We start from the raw sequence: 18816 nt of genomic DNA on the forward strand, positions 1-18816 counted from the left end.
TAAAAGATATGACTTTCTTAAATTCGGCTAATTTTAGTTACCCTTTTATTTTAATTGCGATAACTATCGTTAGAACTATAACACTTATGGGTAATTCGTATTCCCAATCGGTGGGATTTTCCTAATTTAGGCGCTGGTCAATAAATAATTGTTAGACTCAACAAAAACTTAACATGAAATACATAGTGTGTGAAAAGCCGGGTGAATTCCTAATGAAGGAAAAGGAAATGCCAATAAGAAAAAAAGGAGAGGCTCTTTTAAAGATTACCAAAGTAGGTATCTGCGGTACGGACTTACACGCCTACGCCGGAAATCAAGCTTTTTTCACCTATCCAAGAATTTTGGGGCATGAGCTTGCCGCAGAAGTTGTAGAAATAGATGAAAACCCACAAAATATAAAAGCAGGTGAAAAAGTGGTTATCATGCCCTATTTAAGTTGTGGAAAATGTGTAGCCTGTAGAAACGGTAAAACCAATTGTTGCACCAATATTGCCGTTTTAGGAGTTCACACAGATGGTGGAATGCAGGAACAGATTACGTTACCTCATACTGTGTTATTACCGGCCAATGATTTAAGGGATGATGAAATTGCCATTGTGGAATGTTTGGGCATAGGGGCCCATGCCATTCGAAGATCACAAATAAGGAAAGGTGAAAATGTAGTAGTGGTAGGTTGTGGTCCTATAGGAATTGGAATCATGAAATTCGCACAGATTGAAGGAGCCAATGTCATTGCCATTGATATGGATCAGGGTAGAATGGATTATGTGAAAAACGAAATAGGTATTGAACATACAGTACTCGGTGGCGCTAAAGCTGTTGAAAAGGTTACTGAAATCACTAATGGAGATTTGGCCACAGCCGTTTTTGATGCTACGGGTCATAAAGGAGCTTTAGAATCTGGAATAGATTATATGGCACATGGAGGCCGATATATTTTAGTGGGGCTTTCTAAAGGAGACCTTACTTTTGCCCACCCAAAAATTCATGCAAAGGAAACCTCTATTTTGTGTAGTAGAAATGCGGCGTTGGTTGATTTTGAATATGTAATGGAGAAAATGCGAAGTAAACAATTTCCAACGGACTCCTTTATTACCCACTCCGTACCCTATACCGAAATGATTTCTAATTTTGATAGCTGGCTAGACCCTAAAAATGGGGTAATCAAAGCTACCGTTAGCTTTTCTTAAATTTATTGGATGATAATCGATAGCCATCAACATTTTTGGGTTTATGACGAGCGTAAGCATGCTTGGATAGATGACCAAATGGCCATAATTAGACGCGACTTTCTTCCCCAAGACCTCAAACCGGTTTATGACAACCATGGGGTTGATGGCTGTGTAGCGGTACAAGCAGATCAAACCTTGGAGGAAACGGAATTTCTATTAAAAATTGCAAACGAAAACGATTTCGTTAAAGGGGTTGTTGGTTGGGTAGATTTACGTTCTCCCAATTTATCGGAGCAGTTGGAAAAGTACCAAGAAAATACGGACTTAAAAGGTTGGAGACATATTGTTCAAGGAGAAGCTGATCACAATTTTTTATTAAGGAATAGTTTTTTAAGTGGTATTTCCCTTCTAGAAAAATATAATCACACCTATGATATTCTTGTTTTTCCGCATCAGTTGGGTGCTGTTTTGGAGTTCGTAAAGAAATTCCCAAATCAGCCTTTTGTAATTGATCATATTGCCAAGCCCTATATCAAGGATGGTTTTTTTGATGGATGGTCCGTTTTAATAACGGAAATTGCGAAACACGAAAACGTATTCTGTAAGATATCCGGAATGATTACCGAAGCCGATTATGAAAATTGGAGCAGGGATGAAATTTTTCCCTATATGAGCTTAATTTTGGAAGCTTTTGGTCCCAATAGAGTAATGTACGGCTCAGATTGGCCTGTTTGTTTGGTAGCAGGAACCTATCCGCAAGTAAAAAATCTTGTTAAGGAATTTATTCAAGATTTAAGCACAATTGAACAAGAAAAAATAATGGGAAAGAATGCGATAGCATTCTATAATTTATAATAACAACCAAAAACGGGATAACACCCAAACCTAACTACATCCGTTATGGACTTAAACTTAGAAGATAAAATAGTGGTTATCTGCGGTGCCGCAGGTAAAAAAGGAAGTATTGGCGAAACCATTTTGAGAAGATTGGTTGACGAAGGCGCAATTCCTGCAGTTATTGACAGGAATGACAGGGGCTTTACATATGTAGATGAAATAAAGAAGCAAGGTATAGACGCCCTTTTTTGTAAAACCGATGTTACGGAGCCCGGCCAAATTGAAAGCGCCATGAATGAGATAATTTCAAAATACGGCCGCATAGATGTGGTACTCAACAATGTGGGAGTAAATGATGGGGTTGGTTTGGATGCCAGCTACGAAGAATTTATGAATAGCTTAAAGTTAAATTTGGTGAGCTATTTTCTAATAGTGAAACATGCCCTACCCTATTTAAAAAAGTCCAAAGGAAATATCCTGAATATTGGGTCTAAGGTTGCCTTGACCGGACAAGGAAGAACTTCTGGTTATGCTGCGGCCAAAGGCGGTGTTTTGGGTCTTACGAGAGAATGGGCGGTAGACCTGGTTCCCTTTGGAATACGTTCAAATGCCATCATCATTGCAGAAAGCTGGACTCCTGCCTATGATGATTGGATCAAAACAGTTCCCAACGGAGAGGAAAAGCTCAAATCCATTATTAAAAAGATACCATTTGAAAATAGAATGACTACTACGGAAGAAATAGCAAGTACGTGCTTGTTTACCATTTCCGATAGGTCTTCCCATACTACAGGACAGTTTATACATGTAGATGGTGGGTATGTTCATCTAGATCGAGCCGTTCTAACAGAAAATTAAACCAATATCAAATCCAAACCAACATTTAAATAGTATGGAAGAATCCCGTTCTCCAGTAGTATCCAAAAACGTACTTGTACCTTTCATTTTAATTACCTCCCTATTTGCCTTATGGGGCTTGGCCAATGATATGACCAACCCTATGGTTAGAGGATTTCAAAAAGTTTTGGAGTTAAGCAATACCCAGGCATCTTTAGTGCAATTGGCATTTTATGGTGGATATTTTACCATGGCCATACCAGCGGCCCTGTTTGTAAATAAATTTTCTTACAAAAAAGGGGTACTGTTAGGCCTGGCCCTTTACGCCACTGGAGCACTCTTGTTTTGGCCTGCAGCGGCAAAAGAGAGCTATGGCTTTTTCTTGGCGGCATTATATATACTAACGTTTGGACTTGCTTTTTTGGAAACTACTGCAAACCCCTATATTTTATCCATGGGGTCTGAGGAGACGGCAACCCGCAGACTTAATTTCGCTCAAATGTTCAACCCTATGGGGTCCATACTTGGTCTGCTCATTGCCCAGAATTTTGTGTTGGGAGCCCTTCAATCAGATGATGTGACCGAAGAGGGAATCCCAATCTACGACACCCTAACGGAGGCTGGAAAGGCAGCGATTAGAACTAGTGACCTAGAGATTATTAGAAATCCTTACGTGATTCTTGGCGTGGTGGTCATTATTTTCTTTCTACTGATCAGTTTTGTTAAAATGCCCCAGAACAAAAGTCAGGAGGCAAAGGTAAATTTCTCCGATTCTGTAAAGCGACTTTGGAAACAGCCTAAATTTGCCTATGGCGTGATAGCACAAATATTTTATGTGGGTGCCCAAATTATGTGCTGGACCTACGTATATCAATACGCCGAAACTTTACAAATTGACGCCCAATCTGCGGTTTGGTACGGACTGGCGGGTTACATTGTATTTCTAGTGGGTAGAACCATAGGAACTGCTCTTATGGCCAAAATTGATTCTGGAAAGCTCCTTATGTATTTTGGTTTTGGAGCAATGCTTACCCTTCTGGGAGCCATATTTTTACCAGGAATGTTAGGAATCTATTCCTTAGTGTTCACCTCTTTCTTTATGAGTATTATGTTCCCCACCATTTACGGAATTGCCTTGGAAGGCCAGGGTGAAGATGCCAAATTTGGCGCGGCATTTTTGGTAATGGCCATTGTTGGTGGTGCGCTGCTCCCCTATTTACAGGGCTATATCCTAGATTTGGGAGGTTTTGGATACGAAGATGTCACCTTCTTGGGAGTATCAGAAATGCGCTTCTCCTTTATTTTATCGCTATTATGCTTCCTTGTAGTCGCACTTTACGGAAGAAAAGTTTATAAAAGCTATCATTAAAAAACACTTACATGAGCCAAACAAAGAGATACTGCTACTCCTGTGATTTAAAGGACGATGCTCAACTCATTGAAGAATATAAAGAATATCATGCCCCGGGTTCCGTACCCAAAGAAATTATAAAGAGCATCAAGGACGCCGGAATATTGGATATGCAGATTTATTTAACTGGCAATAGAATGTTTATGATCATGGAAGTTGATGATTCTTTTGATCCAGCCAGAAAGGCGGAAATGGATGCGGAAAATCCGGAAGTTCAAAAATGGGAAAAATTAATGTGGAAATTTCAACAAGCCCTTCCATGGGCCAAGGAAGGTGAAAAATGGATTCCTTTAGATCAAATTTTTCAACTTCCTTAGTTTTGGAATAATTTTAGGCAACCGTATTGGTGAGGACGCCAATGTGTTCAATGGAAATACTAATTTCATCACCTGATTGTAATGTGAATTCATCCGGAGGAATAATTCCCGTGCCGGTCATTAAAAAACATCCGTTGGGAAAATTACATTCCCTAAAAAGATAATCTACCAAATCCTGATGCTTTCTTTTCATTTGATTGATAGCGATAGTATCATTAAATGCGACCTTTCCATTCCTAAAAATTTGGAGTTCAATCGTCGTTTCAGGTGAAATGGGTTCATCTGTAAGATAAATACAGGGGCCAAGGGCCGCACAACCTTCATAGGTTTTTGCCTGCGGTAGGTATAAAGGATTTTCACCCTCAATACTTCTGGAACTCATATCGTTACCCACAGTATAACCTTCAATTGTACCGTTGGAGCTTATTAAAAGGGCCAATTCAGGTTCAGGAACATCCCATCCGGAATCTTTTCTAATTCTCACTTTTCCTAGTGGGTCGGCCGTTCTTTGTGCGGTCGCCTTAAAAAATAGTTCAGGCCTATCCGCATCGTACACTCGATCATAAAAAGTGCCACCACCAGCTTTTTTAGATTCTTCCATTCGTGCAGTCTTACTGCGCATATAGGTAACCCCTGAAGCCCAAATTTCTTGGCTTCCCATAGGTTTTAATAAGGACTCATCTTCGATATTCCCGTTATAAGTTTCAAAAGTGGTCAGTTCTTCCTTTAGGGAGGAAAATAGATGCGTCCTATTTAAAAATTGGTCCCAATCAGACACCCTTTTGGTGTAGAATTTTCCTTCATATTCCAAAATTGCGGCATTCTTTGTTTTGTAGATTTTCATTGTAGTAGTTGGAAGTTTTGTTTGTTTAAAAGTAAAGTTTTTTTGTTGCTTTTTTAAGTGATTACCATACACTTTTAGTTTTTATGGGATATTGTTTTATCTTCGGCGTTCAACCTTAAAACATAAAACTATGTACGGCATCAAAGACAAGATTGCCATTATAACCGGAGCCAGTGGCTCTATGGCAGGAAGCATCGCCATTAGCTTTGCCAAAGCCGGGGCTAAATTGGCCTTACTATCCAGAAAAGAATCGTCGTTAATCGATTTAATTCAAGAAATTGAAAAGCTAGGCGGTACGGCCAAAGCATATGAATCCGATATTTTGGACGAGGAATCACTTACTGGAGTCAAAGACAAAATTTTGGCCGATTACGGTAGAATAGATATTCTTCTGAATATTGCCGGTGGTAATTTACCGGGAGCGACCATTGGCGTTGACAAGACCATTTTTGATCTTTCCATTGATGCCTTCAAGACCGTTACCGATCTTAACTTGAACGGTACCGTGATACCATCCATAGTTTTTGGTAAGGCCATGAGTGAGCAGAAGTCCGGCGTTATCCTTAATTATTCTTCCATGGCCGTAGAGAGGGTTATTACCCGTGTTGCAGGCTATTCCGCATCCAAAGCGGCAATGGAAAACTTTACCCGATGGATGGCGGTTGAAATGGCCCTTAAATTTGGCGAAGGTGTACGCGTAAATGCTATTGCACCAGGATTCTTTATCGGTAAACAAAATAGAGCACTTTTAACCAATGAAGATGGCTCTTATACCCAAAGAGGAGAAGATATTATTAGAAATACACCTATGAAACGTTTTGGGGAGGTAGAAGAACTTAATGGTGCTGTGCAATTTCTTTGCAGTGATGCCGCAAAATTCATTACCGGTATTGTTCTACCAATTGATGGAGGCTTCAGTGCCTTTAGTGGTGTATAATCCTTTAAAACTCAAAAACAACTTAATACACTTACAATAATTATGGAACAAACATGGCGTTGGTACGGGCCCAGTGACCCCGTAAGCCTACAGGACATTAAACAGGCCGGGGCTACCGGTATAGTTACTGCTTTACATCATATTCCCAATGGTGAAGTATGGTCTGTTGAAGAAATCAATAAAAGGAAAAACCACCTAGAGGAAAACGGTTTGGTTTGGTCCGTGGTGGAATCCCTGCCTATTCATGAAAATATAAAAACCCAACAGGGCGATTATAAACAGCACATAGAAAACTACAAGGTAAGTCTTAGAAATTTGGCCTCGTGCGGGGTTACTACGGTATGCTATAATTTTATGCCGGTCCTGGATTGGACGCGTACCAGTCTTGACTTGGAAATGGAAGATGGCTCCAAGGCCTTGTCTTTTGAATTTATTGCTTTGGCTGCCTTTGATCTGTTTATTTTAAAAAGGCCCAATGCCGAAGCAACCTATACCCAAGAACAAATTGATGCCGCTAAAAAAAGGCATGAAGAAATGTCTGAAAATGATATTTGGGAGTTGGTAAAGACGATTATCGCCGGTTTGCCGGGATCATCAGAGGGCTATCCTGTTCCCGAAAAAGGATTTGACCTGTCTAAGTTCCAAACCATTTTGGATACCTATGATACCATTGGGGAAGATGAAATGAGAAATAGCATTGTTTACTTTTTGGAGCAAGTGGTGCCTGTTGCCGAAGAGGTTGGAGTAATGCTTTGTATTCACCCGGATGATCCACCATTCTCCATTTTAGGACTTCCTAGAATTATGGGAACCGAGGCGGATTACGCTTATATCTTTGAAAAAGTGCCTTCCATTCACAATGGAATTACTTTTTGCACTGGTTCCTTGGGTGCCAGAGAGGACAATAACATTCCACAAATGTTTGAAAGGTTCGCCGATCGAGTTCATTTTCTGCATTTAAGAAGTACTCAAAGGGATGGAAAAGGCAATTTCTACGAAGCCAATCATTTGGAAGGCGATGTACCTATGTATGAGCTTATCAAACTGATTCTTAAAGAAGAAAAAAGGAGAAAAGAAGAAGGTAGGCAAGACTGGGAAATACCTATGAGACCTGATCACGGACACCAAATGTTGGATGATCTACATAAAAAAACCAACCCCGGTTATTCCGCTATTGGCCGATTACGCGGTTTGGCAGAATTACGGGGATTGGAATTGGGAATACGTAAAGCTTTCTATTAAAATTTAGCTTCTAATACTCTTGATCAAAGCCAAGGTATCCTTTACCTTGGCTTCAAGACCAGCATAGTCCTTATTGGCCAAGATATCCTTACTTATCAACTGAGACCCCATACCTACACAGGTAACTCCAGCACTGAACCAGCCCCTTAAATTGGATTCCTCAGTACTAACACCGCCTGTAGGCATAATACTCGTCCAAGGTTGAGGTCCTTTAATTGCCTTTACAAAACCGGGGCCGTACGTAGAACCAGGGAATAATTTGATAATTTCACAACCAAGTTCCTCTGCCCTATTGATTTCTGTAAGAGTTCCGCAACCAGGGGACCAAAGTACTTTTCTACGGTTACAAACAATTGCGATATCTTCTCGCAAGGTTGGGGTAACGATAAAGTTCGCCCCCATTTGCATAAATAAACTAGCGGCAGCGGCATCGGTAATGGAACCAACACCCATAATCATTCCCGGTAATTCTTTTAAAGCAAATTTGTTCAGTTCCAAAAAGACCTCATAAGCGAAGTCTCCACGAGCCGTAAACTCGATCAAGCGAGCACCGCCATCGTAACAAGCCTTTAAAACTTTTTTCCCTAATTCTATATCTGGGTGGTAGAATAGAGGAACCATTCCGGTTTCCTTCATAACTTCCGCCACTTCCAATCTTGAATATTTAGCCATTTAAATTATAATTTGTTAGTAGTTATTATTGCTGATGTATGAATTTATCTGGCGACCCTTCCGGAAGCATCACCACCCATTAATTTTTCAACTTCATCAACGGTTACCAAGTTGGCATCTCCCTTAATGGTATGCTTTAAGCAGGAAGCCGCCACGGCAAAGTCAAGTGCATTTTGATCATCCTCCGGGTATTTAAGCAATCCATAAATCAAACCGCCCATAAAGGAATCTCCTCCTCCTACTCTATCTACGATATCAGTAATTTGGTATTGACGGGTCTCGTACATTTTTTCACCATCGTATAGAACGCCGGCCCAAGTGTTATGAGAAGCAGAAATAGAACCTCTCAATGTGGTAATCACCTTTTTGGCCCTTGGAAACTTCTTCATCATTTGCTTACAAACAGACAGGAATGCTTCCGCCTTTACGTCATGCCCATGTTTGTGAACATCCAATCCTTCTGGGTGAATTCCAAAATGTTTTTCCGCATCCTCCTCGTTACCCAAAATAATATCACAATATGAGGTAAGTTCGGTCATGATAGCTTCCCTATCTCCTCCATATTTCCATAATTTGGCACGGTAGTTCAAATCGGTTGAAATAGTAATACCCTTTTCACTGGCAGCTTTTACGGCCTCTAGGCAGACATCCGCCGCACCTTGAGAGATAGCAGGTGTAATACCTGTCCAATGAAACCATTCTACTCCATCAAAAACGGCATCCCAATCAATCATGCCCTTTTCAATCTCTGCAATAGCGGAATGTGCACGGTCATAAACAACCTTACTACCACGACTTACCGCTCCCGTTTCTAAAAAATAGATACCCAAACGGTCTCCCCCATAAACAATTTTATCTGTTCCAACGCCTCTTTTGCGCATTTCCATTAAGGCACATTCCCCAATATCATTTTTAGGCAAACGTGTAACGAAATCTACCGGCACCCCATAGTTTGCCAAGGATACGGCCACATTACTTTCGCCGCCACCATAAACGACATCAAAACTTGTTGTTTGCGAAAATCTTAAAAATCCTGGAGGAGATAATCGTAACATGATTTCCCCAAAGGTCACTACTTTTTTCATTGTGAGTTGATTAAACTTGTTTGTTAATTACGAAGATAACAGTAATTATCCCCATGGGCCGAAATTAAATATTAAACATAAAAAACAGGAGTAAATAAAGCTCAAAAACTAGTATTTACTCCCGCTTAACAATATAAAGTGTAAATGAGATATTTATTTCTGTGAATCTGCAATGGATGCTTTAACACTGCCAACAATCTTAGGAGGCCTTTTATGCCAGTAAGACGCCAAAATTGAACCTGTTATGTTCATTAACGGACCAAAAACGGCGGGGGCTAGCCCCATGGTAGCAATCTTTCCCAAGGAATTGGCAATTCCGGAGGCCAAGCCACCATTTTGCATTCCTACCTCAATTGCAATAGTCCTCGCATCTTGCTCTTCCATCTTAAAGAGTTTGGCAAAACCGTAACCAAGACCGTAACCGAAAAGATTGTGTATGAATACCAATAGCATCAAGATTCCGCCTATATCCAAGAGACTGTCTCTTCCCGCGGCAGTGATAATGGTTATAATTAAAAATATGGCTGACATGGAAACTAATGGCATGGCTTTATCCAGCCAATCCGTTTTAAAAAGTTTATTAAATATTAGACCTGCACCAATAGGTAGAATAATCATTTTTGTGATGCTCCACATCATGTCCAGTACGTTAATTTCTATAAATTCTCCGGCAAGTAATTTCATTAAAAGAGGGGTGAGAAATGGAGCAAGTAAAGTTGCTATGGACGTTATGGTAATGGACAGGGCCAAATTGGCCTTTGCCAAATAGGCCATGACATTAGAGGCCACACCGCTTGGCGAGCAGCCAATCAACACAATTCCTGCGGCAATTTCAGGTGGAAAATTACTGGATTTGGCAAGTGCAAAACCCACTAAGGGCATTATCAATAATTGAGCGGCTACTCCAATAAATACACCTCGAGGTGTTTTAAACACTCCTGCAAAATCCTTGATACTCATGGAGGTACCCATACCAAACATAATAATTTGAATTAAGGGAATAATCAAGGCGGTTAACTTGAAATCTCCTATATAGGTAAAATAGTGTGGATAGTACAAAGCTGCTGCCACACCTGCAAATATGGTTATGGTAAAGACCAAACTATTAAGGGATTTATACACGCTGAAGCCAAAGGCCAACGACCCAAAGAACAACAGGAACAATAATCCAGCTTGGTCAATTTTTCCTGTAAGAATCATGTAGAGAATTACCAAAAGAAGCATACCTGACAAAATCAGGCTTACGGAATATAAGGAAAGCTTTTTCAAAATAACTTAAAGTTTATATGCTTGACGAGCCAACAATTGCCAATTATCACCTTGTTTTTGCCAGGTCATTAGTACCCCGATCCTAACATCTGCCTTTTCGCCATTATTAGTACCAGTAGCCACAAAAATATGTCTTGCAATCCCTGTATCATTTGAAATGTAAATAGTTTGATCTTCCGGAATAATGGAGAAAAAATCGAAAGAACCAGTTAAAACGGCCTCTACGTATTCCTCCCTATTTTCTATAGTACCACTTGAATGCCCATAAGTTAGTTGCTTTGAAGTAAGGTGCATCAAGCCTTTTTTATCTTTATTTACCATTGCCTCGTAGAGCTTCTCTACACCTTTTTCAATTCTTTGCGCGTCTGTTTGTGCGTTTAACTGCAAAAAAGCTAACAGAAGAAATAGTGACAGAGACTTTTTGATGTTCATCATTTGTTTATTGGAATTAATTATAGTGCTTTTCTAAATAAGTATTCAATTCCGTTCTTGTCATGGGTAATTTCTCATCGGGATACTTTTTAATCCATTTTAGAAAATCGGCCTTAATGGCATCTGTCCATTTGGTATCTATTTGTCCCGGGGTATAGGTCTTCTCACGTAGACGCTGAAACCCAAAAACATCACGCAATCCCACAACTTCAGAAGAAATAACCAATTCTGCTACTAAATGCGAAGGGATAAATACTACCCCGTGTTGATTGGCCAAAACTACATCCCCAGGCAGAACGATAGCCCTACCAATTCTTATTGGATTATTGATTGAAGTAAGCATCTGTTCCTTCAGATAAGAAGGATCATCTCCCCTAAACCAACCATTAAATCCCTTAATATCCAACAAACCTGCAACATCACGTACGCCTCCATCAAATATAACCCCATTTTGGGAGTTGGTATAAATGGCATTTCCTAAGTTGGAACCAATCAATGTACCATCAATTATCCTTCCGTAGCCATCTGCCACATAAATATCTCCGGGCTTTAAAATTTCAATGGGCCACGAATTACTGCCCCCAATGGTATCCCTTTTTTCCTTTCCTCCTTTTTCTTTGACCACCTGCTGATAATCAGGTCTTAGAGGCATGTATTGTGATGTCAATACCCTACCGGTCATTACTTGTTCTGGATGCAAAATTTTCCAACCGCCATCATATTGATTGTTATAGCCCTTATTTTTAAGATAGCCCCAAGCTTCCTCAATTTGGATATTTTTAAGTCTTTTTAGCAATGCATCCGAAACTTTGGGTCTGCCATCTTCAAAACGTTCTCCTTCCCAATTGGACGTAAGTTCCTTAACGAAGTCTGAAGTAGCCATAACCCCTTGGCCATGCATAGGTACATTTAAAAGGAAAATCAATACTCCAAAAAATAGTCTTTTTATCATTTTTTATTGTTCATTATTATTAGGTAGTTCAATGTTGTTTTAATTTTTTAACAATGTAACAATTTTGTTCGTTATTGCCAATGTTGTTGAACCTCCCCGAATTAAGGCTTCGGGGAGTCCAACGGCAACCAAACTAACTCAAACAAAATTGACTAACACTCTGTTATGGTTTGAAAAATCATATAAATATGAATTTCGATTTTAACTGTAGGTACGGTCATGGGACATTAGTTTGTTCCACTGATCCGTAGGTTCAAAATAACTTTTGTCTTTTGGATGTACATGTTTCTTTAGCACTTCCTCATTTAGCTCAATTCCCAAACCTGGGGCGGTAAGAGGTACTGTAGCAAAACCTTTATCTATCATTTTAAATCCACCTACGGTAGTCACTAAATCTTCCCACCAAGGTAAATCGACAGAGTGGTGCTCCAAAGCCAAGAAATTCTGTGAGGCGGCAGCACAATGTACATTCGCCATAAAGGAAACAGGGGTTCCTGCTTGGTGCATGGCCATGGCTATACCAAATTCTTCGGCGTAATCGGCTATTCGTTTAGTTTCCAGTAACCCGCCCGAGGATGCCAAATCAGGATGTACGATATCTACCGCTCGTTCATGAATGAGAGGAAGGAAATCTTTTAACAGATAAATATCCTCTCCAGTAGTTGTTGGCGTGTCTATACTTCTCGTTATTTCCTTCCATTGCTCCGTGTATTGCCAAGGTACCATATCCTCAAACCAAGCTAAGCGATATTTCTCTAAAGCCTTTGCCAGACGAATATTGTTGTTCATATCAAAATGGCCGTAATGGTCCGTTGAAATAGGAATTTCATAACCAACCATATTCCTTACATCTTCTACTACTTGTTGCAGATGCTCCAAACCCTTTTCCGTAATTTGAATTTGTGTGAAAGGATGCATGGTATTGCCATAAGACATAAAGTTTCTTTGATCTCCCCATTGAGAAAGGCTTCCTTTGGAATCTTCCCAGAATTTACCGTTGACCACGGTATCTTTTTTACCCTTTAATTCTCCGATGGACACATCCATTTTAAGCCAAGTATACCCTTGTTCCTTCACCCTAAAATTAATGAGACGTTGTTGTTCTTCTGGAGAGTTGGCTTCAGGGGTATCGGCATATAAACGGACTTTATCGCGATAACGCCCCCCTAGCAGCTGCCACGCAGGTACATTATAAGCTTTCCCGCAAAGATCCCACAGGGCCATTTCAACAGCACAGACACCACCCGCTTGGCGAGCAGGTCCTCCAAACTGCTTTATGCTTTTAAACACTTTCTCTACATTACACGGATTTTCTCCTAAAATTCTGCTTTTAAGCATCAATGCATATCGTACATCTGCAGCATCCCTTACTTCGCCCAAACCATGAATACCTTGGTTGGTCTCGATTTTGATAATAGGCGTACCCCCCATTACGTTAGTTACCACGTACCGCATGTCCGTAATTTTCAATTCTGACGGAGCAGAGGCCCTTTTAACTTTAGAAGTTGTCTCGGCTATGGTATCCTCAAAAGAATAGCCCATGAAACTTGAAAGGGCAATACCACCAAGAGCAGTCTTTTTGAGAAAATTTCTACGATCGTCTCCTGTTCTAGGACTCATCATTTCAGCTTTGCGCTGTTGCGCATATGCTTTGTCTTCTGCCCTACTTTTAGCAATAAGCTGTTTTAAAGTGTTCTTCATTTTCTGTATCTATGTTTGGATTTGTTATTTATTGATCCCACCATACATTGGTATCCAGATTATCTGCACCCATTCTGGAAACTGCGGCACCCAAATTTTCATTATTGGTGGCCACTTCGGAATTGGGATAAGTCAGTCTGTTGATAAATTCTGTGCTAATGTCTTGAGCAGGATAAGGATTGGAGTCTAAATCTGGAAAACCGGTTCGCCTAAAATTGGCAAATGCCTCCGGTCCGTTCAAAAAGCAAGAGATCCAATATTGGTTTCCTATTTGTTCCAAGGCGTTAGCTGTGTCAAACGGATTTTCGGTTAAATAGGTGTCTATTTCTTCTTCCATTATAGCAACAGACTCATCATAGCTAGCCATTAACTGCATATGGGCCCTAACCCCTTCGTTATAAAATGTTTCAGCATCTCCACCTATCCAACCACGGGTTGCTGCCTCTGCCAATAATAATTGAGTCTGGCTATAGGTAATTATATACATAGGTGCCGTTTGCTTGGCTACGAGAAATCTATCAACTTGAGTAAAATCGTAAAAACTAGCCAGGCCCAAATCACTTGCTACCCCTCCAATGGTGCCGTTGTCATAGCCCATGGGCATGCCCACCTGTTCCTCGGCGTCTTTTACACCTGCCTCCACGGTTTGTTCCGGTCCGGAGGTAGCCCCCACAAAACGTAGGGCCAGGGACTGCAACCTAGGGTCATTGGTACTTGATAGGAAATCTACAAAAGTAGATACCATGTAAAAGTTATTGGCTTCGGTTGAGTTCAATAATGAGCCTGCATTATTGGTAAAATTGTTGTCATGCCTAATTACATAATTGTCTTCATTAGACTCCATAAGCCCTGCTTCAAAGGCGTCAGACACCGTTTGCTCTGCCAATGTAGGGTTTACTTCAGAAATGTGCATTCCCAATCTAAGGAGCAAAGAGTTCCCAAATTTTTTCCACTTAGCGATATCGCCAGAATAAAGTACCTCTCCATTTTCGGATGGAGCAGAAGCACTTAGTCCGGCTGTTGCTTCTTTGACCTCATTAATTAAATCGGCATAAATGGCTTCTTGGGAATCATATGCCGGTAATACAATTTGGTCAGACACCCCTTTACCTGCCTCGGAATAAGGTATATCACCGTACTCATCAGTTAGAATCATAAAAGTCAATGCCTGTACCAATCTGGTCATCTGCAATAGATTGGGCCGGTCTGGGGCATCCTCAGCTTGTAACTGCCCCAATATATCTCCGGTATTTTTAATGACATTTTCATAATACTTTACCCAATGGTCATCTGTAACATCCCTATTGTCTTGATTGTAATTGGCACCTGTCAGTACTCCTGAATTGGGAGAAATAATCTGCTGAACCACACCTAAATCATAAATAAGCTGCGCATTTGAAAATGATGTATTTATGATGGCATTGTTAAGAAGAAAAATGGGATCGACACTTTCACTTGTTGGGTCTACATTATTGGTGTTGATTTCATCAAAATTCTTATCACATGATAAGCCCATGAAAATCAATCCAAAAATCAAAAATCTATATAGTTTATTTTTCATGATGCTTTCCTTTAAAATTTACAATTAAGGTTTAAGCCAATACTTCTAGTAGTAGGTACGCCAGTAGATTCCAATCCCGATACATTATCGGAACTATAGCCAAATGAATCCGGATCGATATTCGGGACCCACTTTTTAATGATAAAGAGGTTGTTGGCAAAGAGACTTACCGTCAAGCCTTGGAAAAAAGTACTATCCTGAACCAAATCTGTTAAATCATAACCTAGGTTTAGTTGTCTAAATTTCCAATAACCACTATCATATACAATTGGTTCAATAAGCTGCTGAGAACGCACCACTTCCCAGTAGGTCTGTGCCGGTGTAGCAACTGTATTGGGTTGACCTGCTTGGTTGACACCATCACCAATAACTCCGCCTTCCCTACCTTCCAAAGTCATTTTATGGAGTCCGTGCCTGGTAGCATTAAAGTTGGTACCGGAAATCATTTTTCCACCCAGTTTAAAATCTATAAGGAAAGAGGCATTAAAATTCTTATACCTAAAACTATTAGTAATACCACCCACCCATTTAGGTAAGGCACTGCCAAAAAATACAATATCATCTGAGCGCAGGGGTCTCCCATCATCCGCAAAAATTTGTCTTCCTTGCTCATCAAATTTATAGCCAAAACCGGCCAATTGACCAATTTCCTCCCCCACTACCTGATAAAGAAAACCATTAAAAGCATGGGTGCCTACTACAATACTTTCCCCCGGAGTATCTGTCAACAAAGAAACAACCTTGGTTTTGTTGTATGATGCGTTAAGGGTAATGTCATACCTAATATCCTCATTTTGTATGGGTACGAGCGTCAATAGGGCTTCTACACCTTGATTCCTGTTTTCACCGCTATTTATTAGGGTGCTTAGAAAACCGGAGGCATTTGAGATTTGTGCCGGTATAATTTGATCAAAAGTAGATTTCCTGTAGACACTCAAATCTAAATTTACCCGGGAATTGAACATTCTCAAATCCAAGCCAAATTCTGTCTCACTTACACGCATGGGTCTTAAATTCGGATTTGGAAGCGTATTCGTATTTGGAGCACCTACAGGCTGAAATTGTCCATTGGAGTTTGCAAATAAATTTGCATTGATATTATAGAATAAGGCGTCAGAATATGGGAGGACATCCGTATCACTTCCCACCTCGGCATAAGCAGCTCGTAGTTTTCCAAATGTTAACCATTCCATATTATCCAAAGCATTGGAAAAAACGTAGCTTGCCGAAACAGACGGATATAAAATACCTCGATTTTCTGAAGATAATGTAGAAAACCAATCGTTTCTAGCAGTGGCACTTAAGAAATAAGTGTCTTTAAACGATAAATTTAACGCCCCGTATAGAGAATTTGTCGATCTATCGGCAAAACTATAATTCGGATTTTTTATTCTGCCGTTCTGTACGGTGTATAAATCCCTAATAATAAAATCGGTTACATTCGTTTGATAAACATCAGCTTGTCTCCTCATTTTGTTTCCACCAAAATTGACACCTAAACTAAAATCATCACCAAAATCCTTATCGGCTGAAAGAAGGAAGTCCACATTGGTTTCCCTAAACCTTCTTACCTCCTGAGTATAGGTCCCGTTCACAAATCCTTCAGGTGCTGGTGGCCTAGAGGCCTGACCTGTAGGATAGCCATTATATTCTTGATCTCTGGACCAATAATCCTGTCCTACCCTTACCTGACCAAAAAGCCAAGGCAAGAAATTATACTTTAGGGATGCATTACCAAAAATCCGGTCCCTTTCAATATTATTGAACTGCTCACTTAAAGTGAAATAAGGATTGGTCCTATTCCTAAATCTAGAATACACAAACTCGTTACCATTTTCATCAAATTTCTTTTGATCCAATAAATCTAAAGGCATCGAATTCGCCATATTGAACAAAGCTACTGGGATGGTGTTATCCTGCTGCCCCACATTGGGCGGATTAGTATTCTCTTCATTGGAATAATTGATGTTGGTTGTAAAGGACAGGTTTTTTGAAAGGAGGTAACTAGCCCCTAAGCCAACATTGATACGTTTAAACTCATTATTGGGTGTTATACCCTTACTTTCAAGATTGGAGAGCGATAAATTGAAGCCACCTTTTTCACTATTTCCGGACAGGCCTATAGAATTAGTGATATCCAGGCCATTTCTATAAAATTCCTTAATACGATCATAAACCGGTTCATAAGGAACCTCTACCCCATCAAAAAGAATTTGGGTCATTCCGGGCTGAAAGCGTTCTCCAAAAGACCATTGCCCAGAGGTAGGATTTGCCGAAGTAGGCCGCACGCCGTTTTCCCCTTGCCCATATTCATATTGATAATCCGTAAAATCCAAAGGAGTTTGATTGGCAATACTTAAGGTATAATTTACACCAATTCCCTGTCCGGTGCCTCGGGTTTTGGTGGTTATCATTATCACCCCATCCTTGGCCCTGGAACCATAGAGTGCGGCACCGGTTGCCCCCTTTAAAATGGTCATACTTTCAATGTCATCCGGATTGATACTGGAAAAACCATCCCCACCATCAGAATACACACCCCCACTACTGGTACCGGGTTCCCCACTTCCTCCAGAACTACCAATATTAGTACCAAAGCTGGTATTGTCTATAGGTACCCCATTCACAACTATTAGGGGGTTGTTTGTACCCGAAATGGAGGATTGACCACGTATACGTACTTTGGAAGATCCACCAGGACCGGTACCAAGGGCCGAAACATTTACCCCCGCCACTTTACCTTGAAGGGTATTCATGAAATTGGAAGAACGGTTTACGTTCACTTCCTCCGCATCCACCTTAGCTACGGAATAGCCTAATTTTCTCGTTTCTTGTTTGATGCCCAAAGCAGTAACCACCACTTCATCCAATGCTTCGGAATCTTCCACTAATTGAACGTTGATGGTGGCCGACTGATTTACCGAAACTTCCTTGGTCGCAAAACCTATGGAGCTAAACACCAAAACGGCATTTGCATTTTGGGTAGCCAAGGAATAATTTCCATCAAAATCTGTTGCCGTTCCGTTGGAGGTCCCTTTTTCAACAACGGAAACCCCCGGAAGAGGCATTCCATTAGTATCCGTAACAACCCCTGAAATATCTTGTTGAACCTTAGCTTCAGTGTCTTTAATTATTGACGAAGGCAAACTTCTTGTTAGAATTATCTGTGTGTCCAAGATTTCAAACGTAATGGAAGTGTCCTGGAATAAATCGGTGAGTACCCCTTTTAATGGGGCCTTTACATAACTAACACTAACTTTTCTGTTATAATTGACTTGGTTGTCATTGTAAAGAACTTTAAAGCTAGTAAGAGATTCAATTTCTTGAAATACCTTTTCCAAGGACACATTCTTTAGCTGTAGCGTAATTTCCGTATCAGCCGAAGACGTGTTTCCCTGAGCCTGAAAAAAAATGATGGCGAAAAGGCAAATACTAAATTTCATTTTTAGCCGTAACTTCAATGGATAGGACATATTCTCCCTAATCCATATGATTGGGTTTTTCATATATTTGTTCAAATTTAGATGGTTAACGATTGCGTATATCA

Annotated in this window: 16 protein-coding genes; 7 read left to right on the plus strand and 9 right to left on the minus strand. The window is 40.3% G+C overall.

Annotation, left to right across the window (positions count from 1 at the left end; translation table 11 throughout):
• Positions 1-173 precede the first annotated feature (173 nt).
• From IL355_RS08025 to IL355_RS08045, 5 genes are read left to right on the plus strand one after another with little or no spacing between them, the layout of a single operon-like run.
• The gene (locus IL355_RS08025; protein WP_192461657.1) at positions 174-1190 is read left to right on the plus strand and encodes a zinc-binding alcohol dehydrogenase family protein; all 1017 of its coding nucleotides are present in this window, start codon (positions 174-176) and stop codon (positions 1188-1190) included.
• Positions 1191-1199: 9 nt separating this feature from the next.
• On the plus strand, positions 1200-2027 hold the full coding sequence (locus IL355_RS08030) for an amidohydrolase family protein (protein WP_192461658.1): 828 nt from the start codon (positions 1200-1202) through the stop codon (positions 2025-2027).
• Positions 2028-2072: 45 nt separating this feature from the next.
• Positions 2073-2867: an SDR family oxidoreductase gene (locus tag IL355_RS08035; protein WP_192461659.1), complete on the plus strand. Its 795-nt coding sequence runs from the start codon at positions 2073-2075 to the stop codon at positions 2865-2867.
• A 34-nt stretch (positions 2868-2901) separates the two neighbouring features.
• Positions 2902-4215 (plus strand): L-fucose:H+ symporter permease, encoded by a 1314-nt coding sequence (gene fucP, locus IL355_RS08040; RefSeq protein ID WP_192461660.1) that lies wholly within the window; start codon positions 2902-2904, stop codon positions 4213-4215.
• 11 nt (positions 4216-4226) lie between these two features.
• Positions 4227-4574, plus strand: coding sequence for an L-rhamnose mutarotase (locus tag IL355_RS08045; RefSeq protein ID WP_192461661.1), 348 nt, complete (start codon positions 4227-4229; stop codon positions 4572-4574).
• 13 nt (positions 4575-4587) lie between these two features.
• Here the strand turns inward: IL355_RS08045 and IL355_RS08050 are convergent, their stop codons facing one another.
• Positions 4588-5418 carry a fumarylacetoacetate hydrolase family protein gene (locus IL355_RS08050; RefSeq protein ID WP_192461662.1) on the minus strand — a complete coding sequence of 277 codons (831 nt, stop codon included), beginning with the start codon at positions 5416-5418 and terminating at the stop codon, positions 4588-4590.
• A 130-nt stretch (positions 5419-5548) separates the two neighbouring features.
• Between IL355_RS08050 and IL355_RS08055 the strand changes: the two genes are divergently transcribed.
• Both IL355_RS08055 and uxuA read left to right on the plus strand, forming a co-directional pair.
• On the plus strand, positions 5549-6355 hold the full coding sequence (locus IL355_RS08055; protein ID WP_192461663.1) for an SDR family oxidoreductase: 807 nt from the start codon (positions 5549-5551) through the stop codon (positions 6353-6355).
• A gap of 42 nt (positions 6356-6397) precedes the next feature.
• Positions 6398-7597, plus strand: a complete 1200-nt coding sequence (gene uxuA, locus IL355_RS08060; RefSeq protein ID WP_192461664.1) for a mannonate dehydratase — start codon at positions 6398-6400, stop codon at positions 7595-7597.
• A gap of 3 nt (positions 7598-7600) precedes the next feature.
• On the opposite strand, the gene IL355_RS08065 is transcribed toward uxuA, so the two are convergent.
• The 8 genes from IL355_RS08065 to IL355_RS08100 form a co-directional block, all read right to left on the minus strand.
• Positions 7601-8269: a bifunctional 4-hydroxy-2-oxoglutarate aldolase/2-dehydro-3-deoxy-phosphogluconate aldolase gene (locus IL355_RS08065; protein ID WP_192461665.1), complete on the minus strand. Its 669-nt coding sequence runs from the start codon at positions 8267-8269 to the stop codon at positions 7601-7603.
• A 44-nt stretch (positions 8270-8313) separates the two neighbouring features.
• Positions 8314-9354 (minus strand): sugar kinase, encoded by a 1041-nt coding sequence (locus IL355_RS08070; RefSeq protein WP_187457712.1) that lies wholly within the window; start codon positions 9352-9354, stop codon positions 8314-8316.
• A gap of 153 nt (positions 9355-9507) precedes the next feature.
• The gene (locus tag IL355_RS08075) at positions 9508-10623 is read right to left on the minus strand and encodes a bile acid:sodium symporter family protein (protein ID WP_225621156.1); all 1116 of its coding nucleotides are present in this window, start codon (positions 10621-10623) and stop codon (positions 9508-9510) included.
• A gap of 6 nt (positions 10624-10629) precedes the next feature.
• Entirely contained in the window at positions 10630-11058 is a 429-nt protein-coding gene (locus tag IL355_RS08080) for a nuclear transport factor 2 family protein (RefSeq protein ID WP_192461666.1), read from the minus strand.
• A gap of 13 nt (positions 11059-11071) precedes the next feature.
• Positions 11072-12007, minus strand: coding sequence for an RraA family protein (locus IL355_RS08085; RefSeq protein ID WP_192461667.1), 936 nt, complete (start codon positions 12005-12007; stop codon positions 11072-11074).
• A 201-nt stretch (positions 12008-12208) separates the two neighbouring features.
• Positions 12209-13708 carry a mandelate racemase/muconate lactonizing enzyme family protein gene (locus IL355_RS08090; RefSeq protein WP_192461668.1) on the minus strand — a complete coding sequence of 500 codons (1500 nt, stop codon included), beginning with the start codon at positions 13706-13708 and terminating at the stop codon, positions 12209-12211.
• A 28-nt stretch (positions 13709-13736) separates the two neighbouring features.
• Positions 13737-15269, minus strand: a complete 1533-nt coding sequence (locus IL355_RS08095) for a SusD/RagB family nutrient-binding outer membrane lipoprotein (protein ID WP_192461669.1) — start codon at positions 15267-15269, stop codon at positions 13737-13739.
• Between the two features lie 11 nt (positions 15270-15280).
• A complete protein-coding gene (locus IL355_RS08100) occupies positions 15281-18775 on the minus strand; it encodes a SusC/RagA family TonB-linked outer membrane protein (RefSeq protein WP_225621157.1) in 3495 nt (1164 codons plus the stop codon).
• Positions 18776-18816: the final 41 nt, after the last annotated feature.

The sequence above is a fragment of the Euzebyella saccharophila genome, from assembly GCF_014855495.1.
Taxonomy (GTDB): domain Bacteria; phylum Bacteroidota; class Bacteroidia; order Flavobacteriales; family Flavobacteriaceae; genus Euzebyella; species Euzebyella saccharophila.

Excerpts from the sequence above, each read along its gene's own strand:
- IL355_RS08035 (WP_192461659.1), top strand. The coding sequence starts at position 2,073 with ATGGACTTAAACTTAGAAGATAAAATAGTGGTTATCTGCGGTGCCGCA.
- uxuA (WP_192461664.1), top strand. The coding sequence starts at position 6,398 with ATGGAACAAACATGGCGTTGGTACGGGCCCAGTGACCCCGTAAGCCTA.
- IL355_RS08085 (WP_192461667.1), bottom strand. The coding sequence starts at position 12,007 with ATGATAAAAAGACTATTTTTTGGAGTATTGATTTTCCTTTTAAATGTA.
- fucP (WP_192461660.1), top strand. The coding sequence starts at position 2,902 with ATGGAAGAATCCCGTTCTCCAGTAGTATCCAAAAACGTACTTGTACCT.
- IL355_RS08065 (WP_192461665.1), bottom strand. The coding sequence starts at position 8,269 with ATGGCTAAATATTCAAGATTGGAAGTGGCGGAAGTTATGAAGGAAACC.
- IL355_RS08095 (WP_192461669.1), bottom strand. The coding sequence starts at position 15,269 with ATGAAAAATAAACTATATAGATTTTTGATTTTTGGATTGATTTTCATG.
- IL355_RS08050 (WP_192461662.1), bottom strand. The coding sequence starts at position 5,418 with ATGAAAATCTACAAAACAAAGAATGCCGCAATTTTGGAATATGAAGGA.
- IL355_RS08080 (WP_192461666.1), bottom strand. The coding sequence starts at position 11,058 with ATGATGAACATCAAAAAGTCTCTGTCACTATTTCTTCTGTTAGCTTTT.
- IL355_RS08025 (WP_192461657.1), top strand. The coding sequence starts at position 174 with ATGAAATACATAGTGTGTGAAAAGCCGGGTGAATTCCTAATGAAGGAA.
- IL355_RS08100 (WP_225621157.1), bottom strand. The coding sequence starts at position 18,775 with ATGAAAAACCCAATCATATGGATTAGGGAGAATATGTCCTATCCATTG.
- IL355_RS08030 (WP_192461658.1), top strand. The coding sequence starts at position 1,200 with ATGATAATCGATAGCCATCAACATTTTTGGGTTTATGACGAGCGTAAG.
- IL355_RS08045 (WP_192461661.1), top strand. The coding sequence starts at position 4,227 with ATGAGCCAAACAAAGAGATACTGCTACTCCTGTGATTTAAAGGACGAT.
- IL355_RS08090 (WP_192461668.1), bottom strand. The coding sequence starts at position 13,708 with ATGAAGAACACTTTAAAACAGCTTATTGCTAAAAGTAGGGCAGAAGAC.
- IL355_RS08070 (WP_187457712.1), bottom strand. The coding sequence starts at position 9,354 with ATGAAAAAAGTAGTGACCTTTGGGGAAATCATGTTACGATTATCTCCT.
- IL355_RS08055 (WP_192461663.1), top strand. The coding sequence starts at position 5,549 with ATGTACGGCATCAAAGACAAGATTGCCATTATAACCGGAGCCAGTGGC.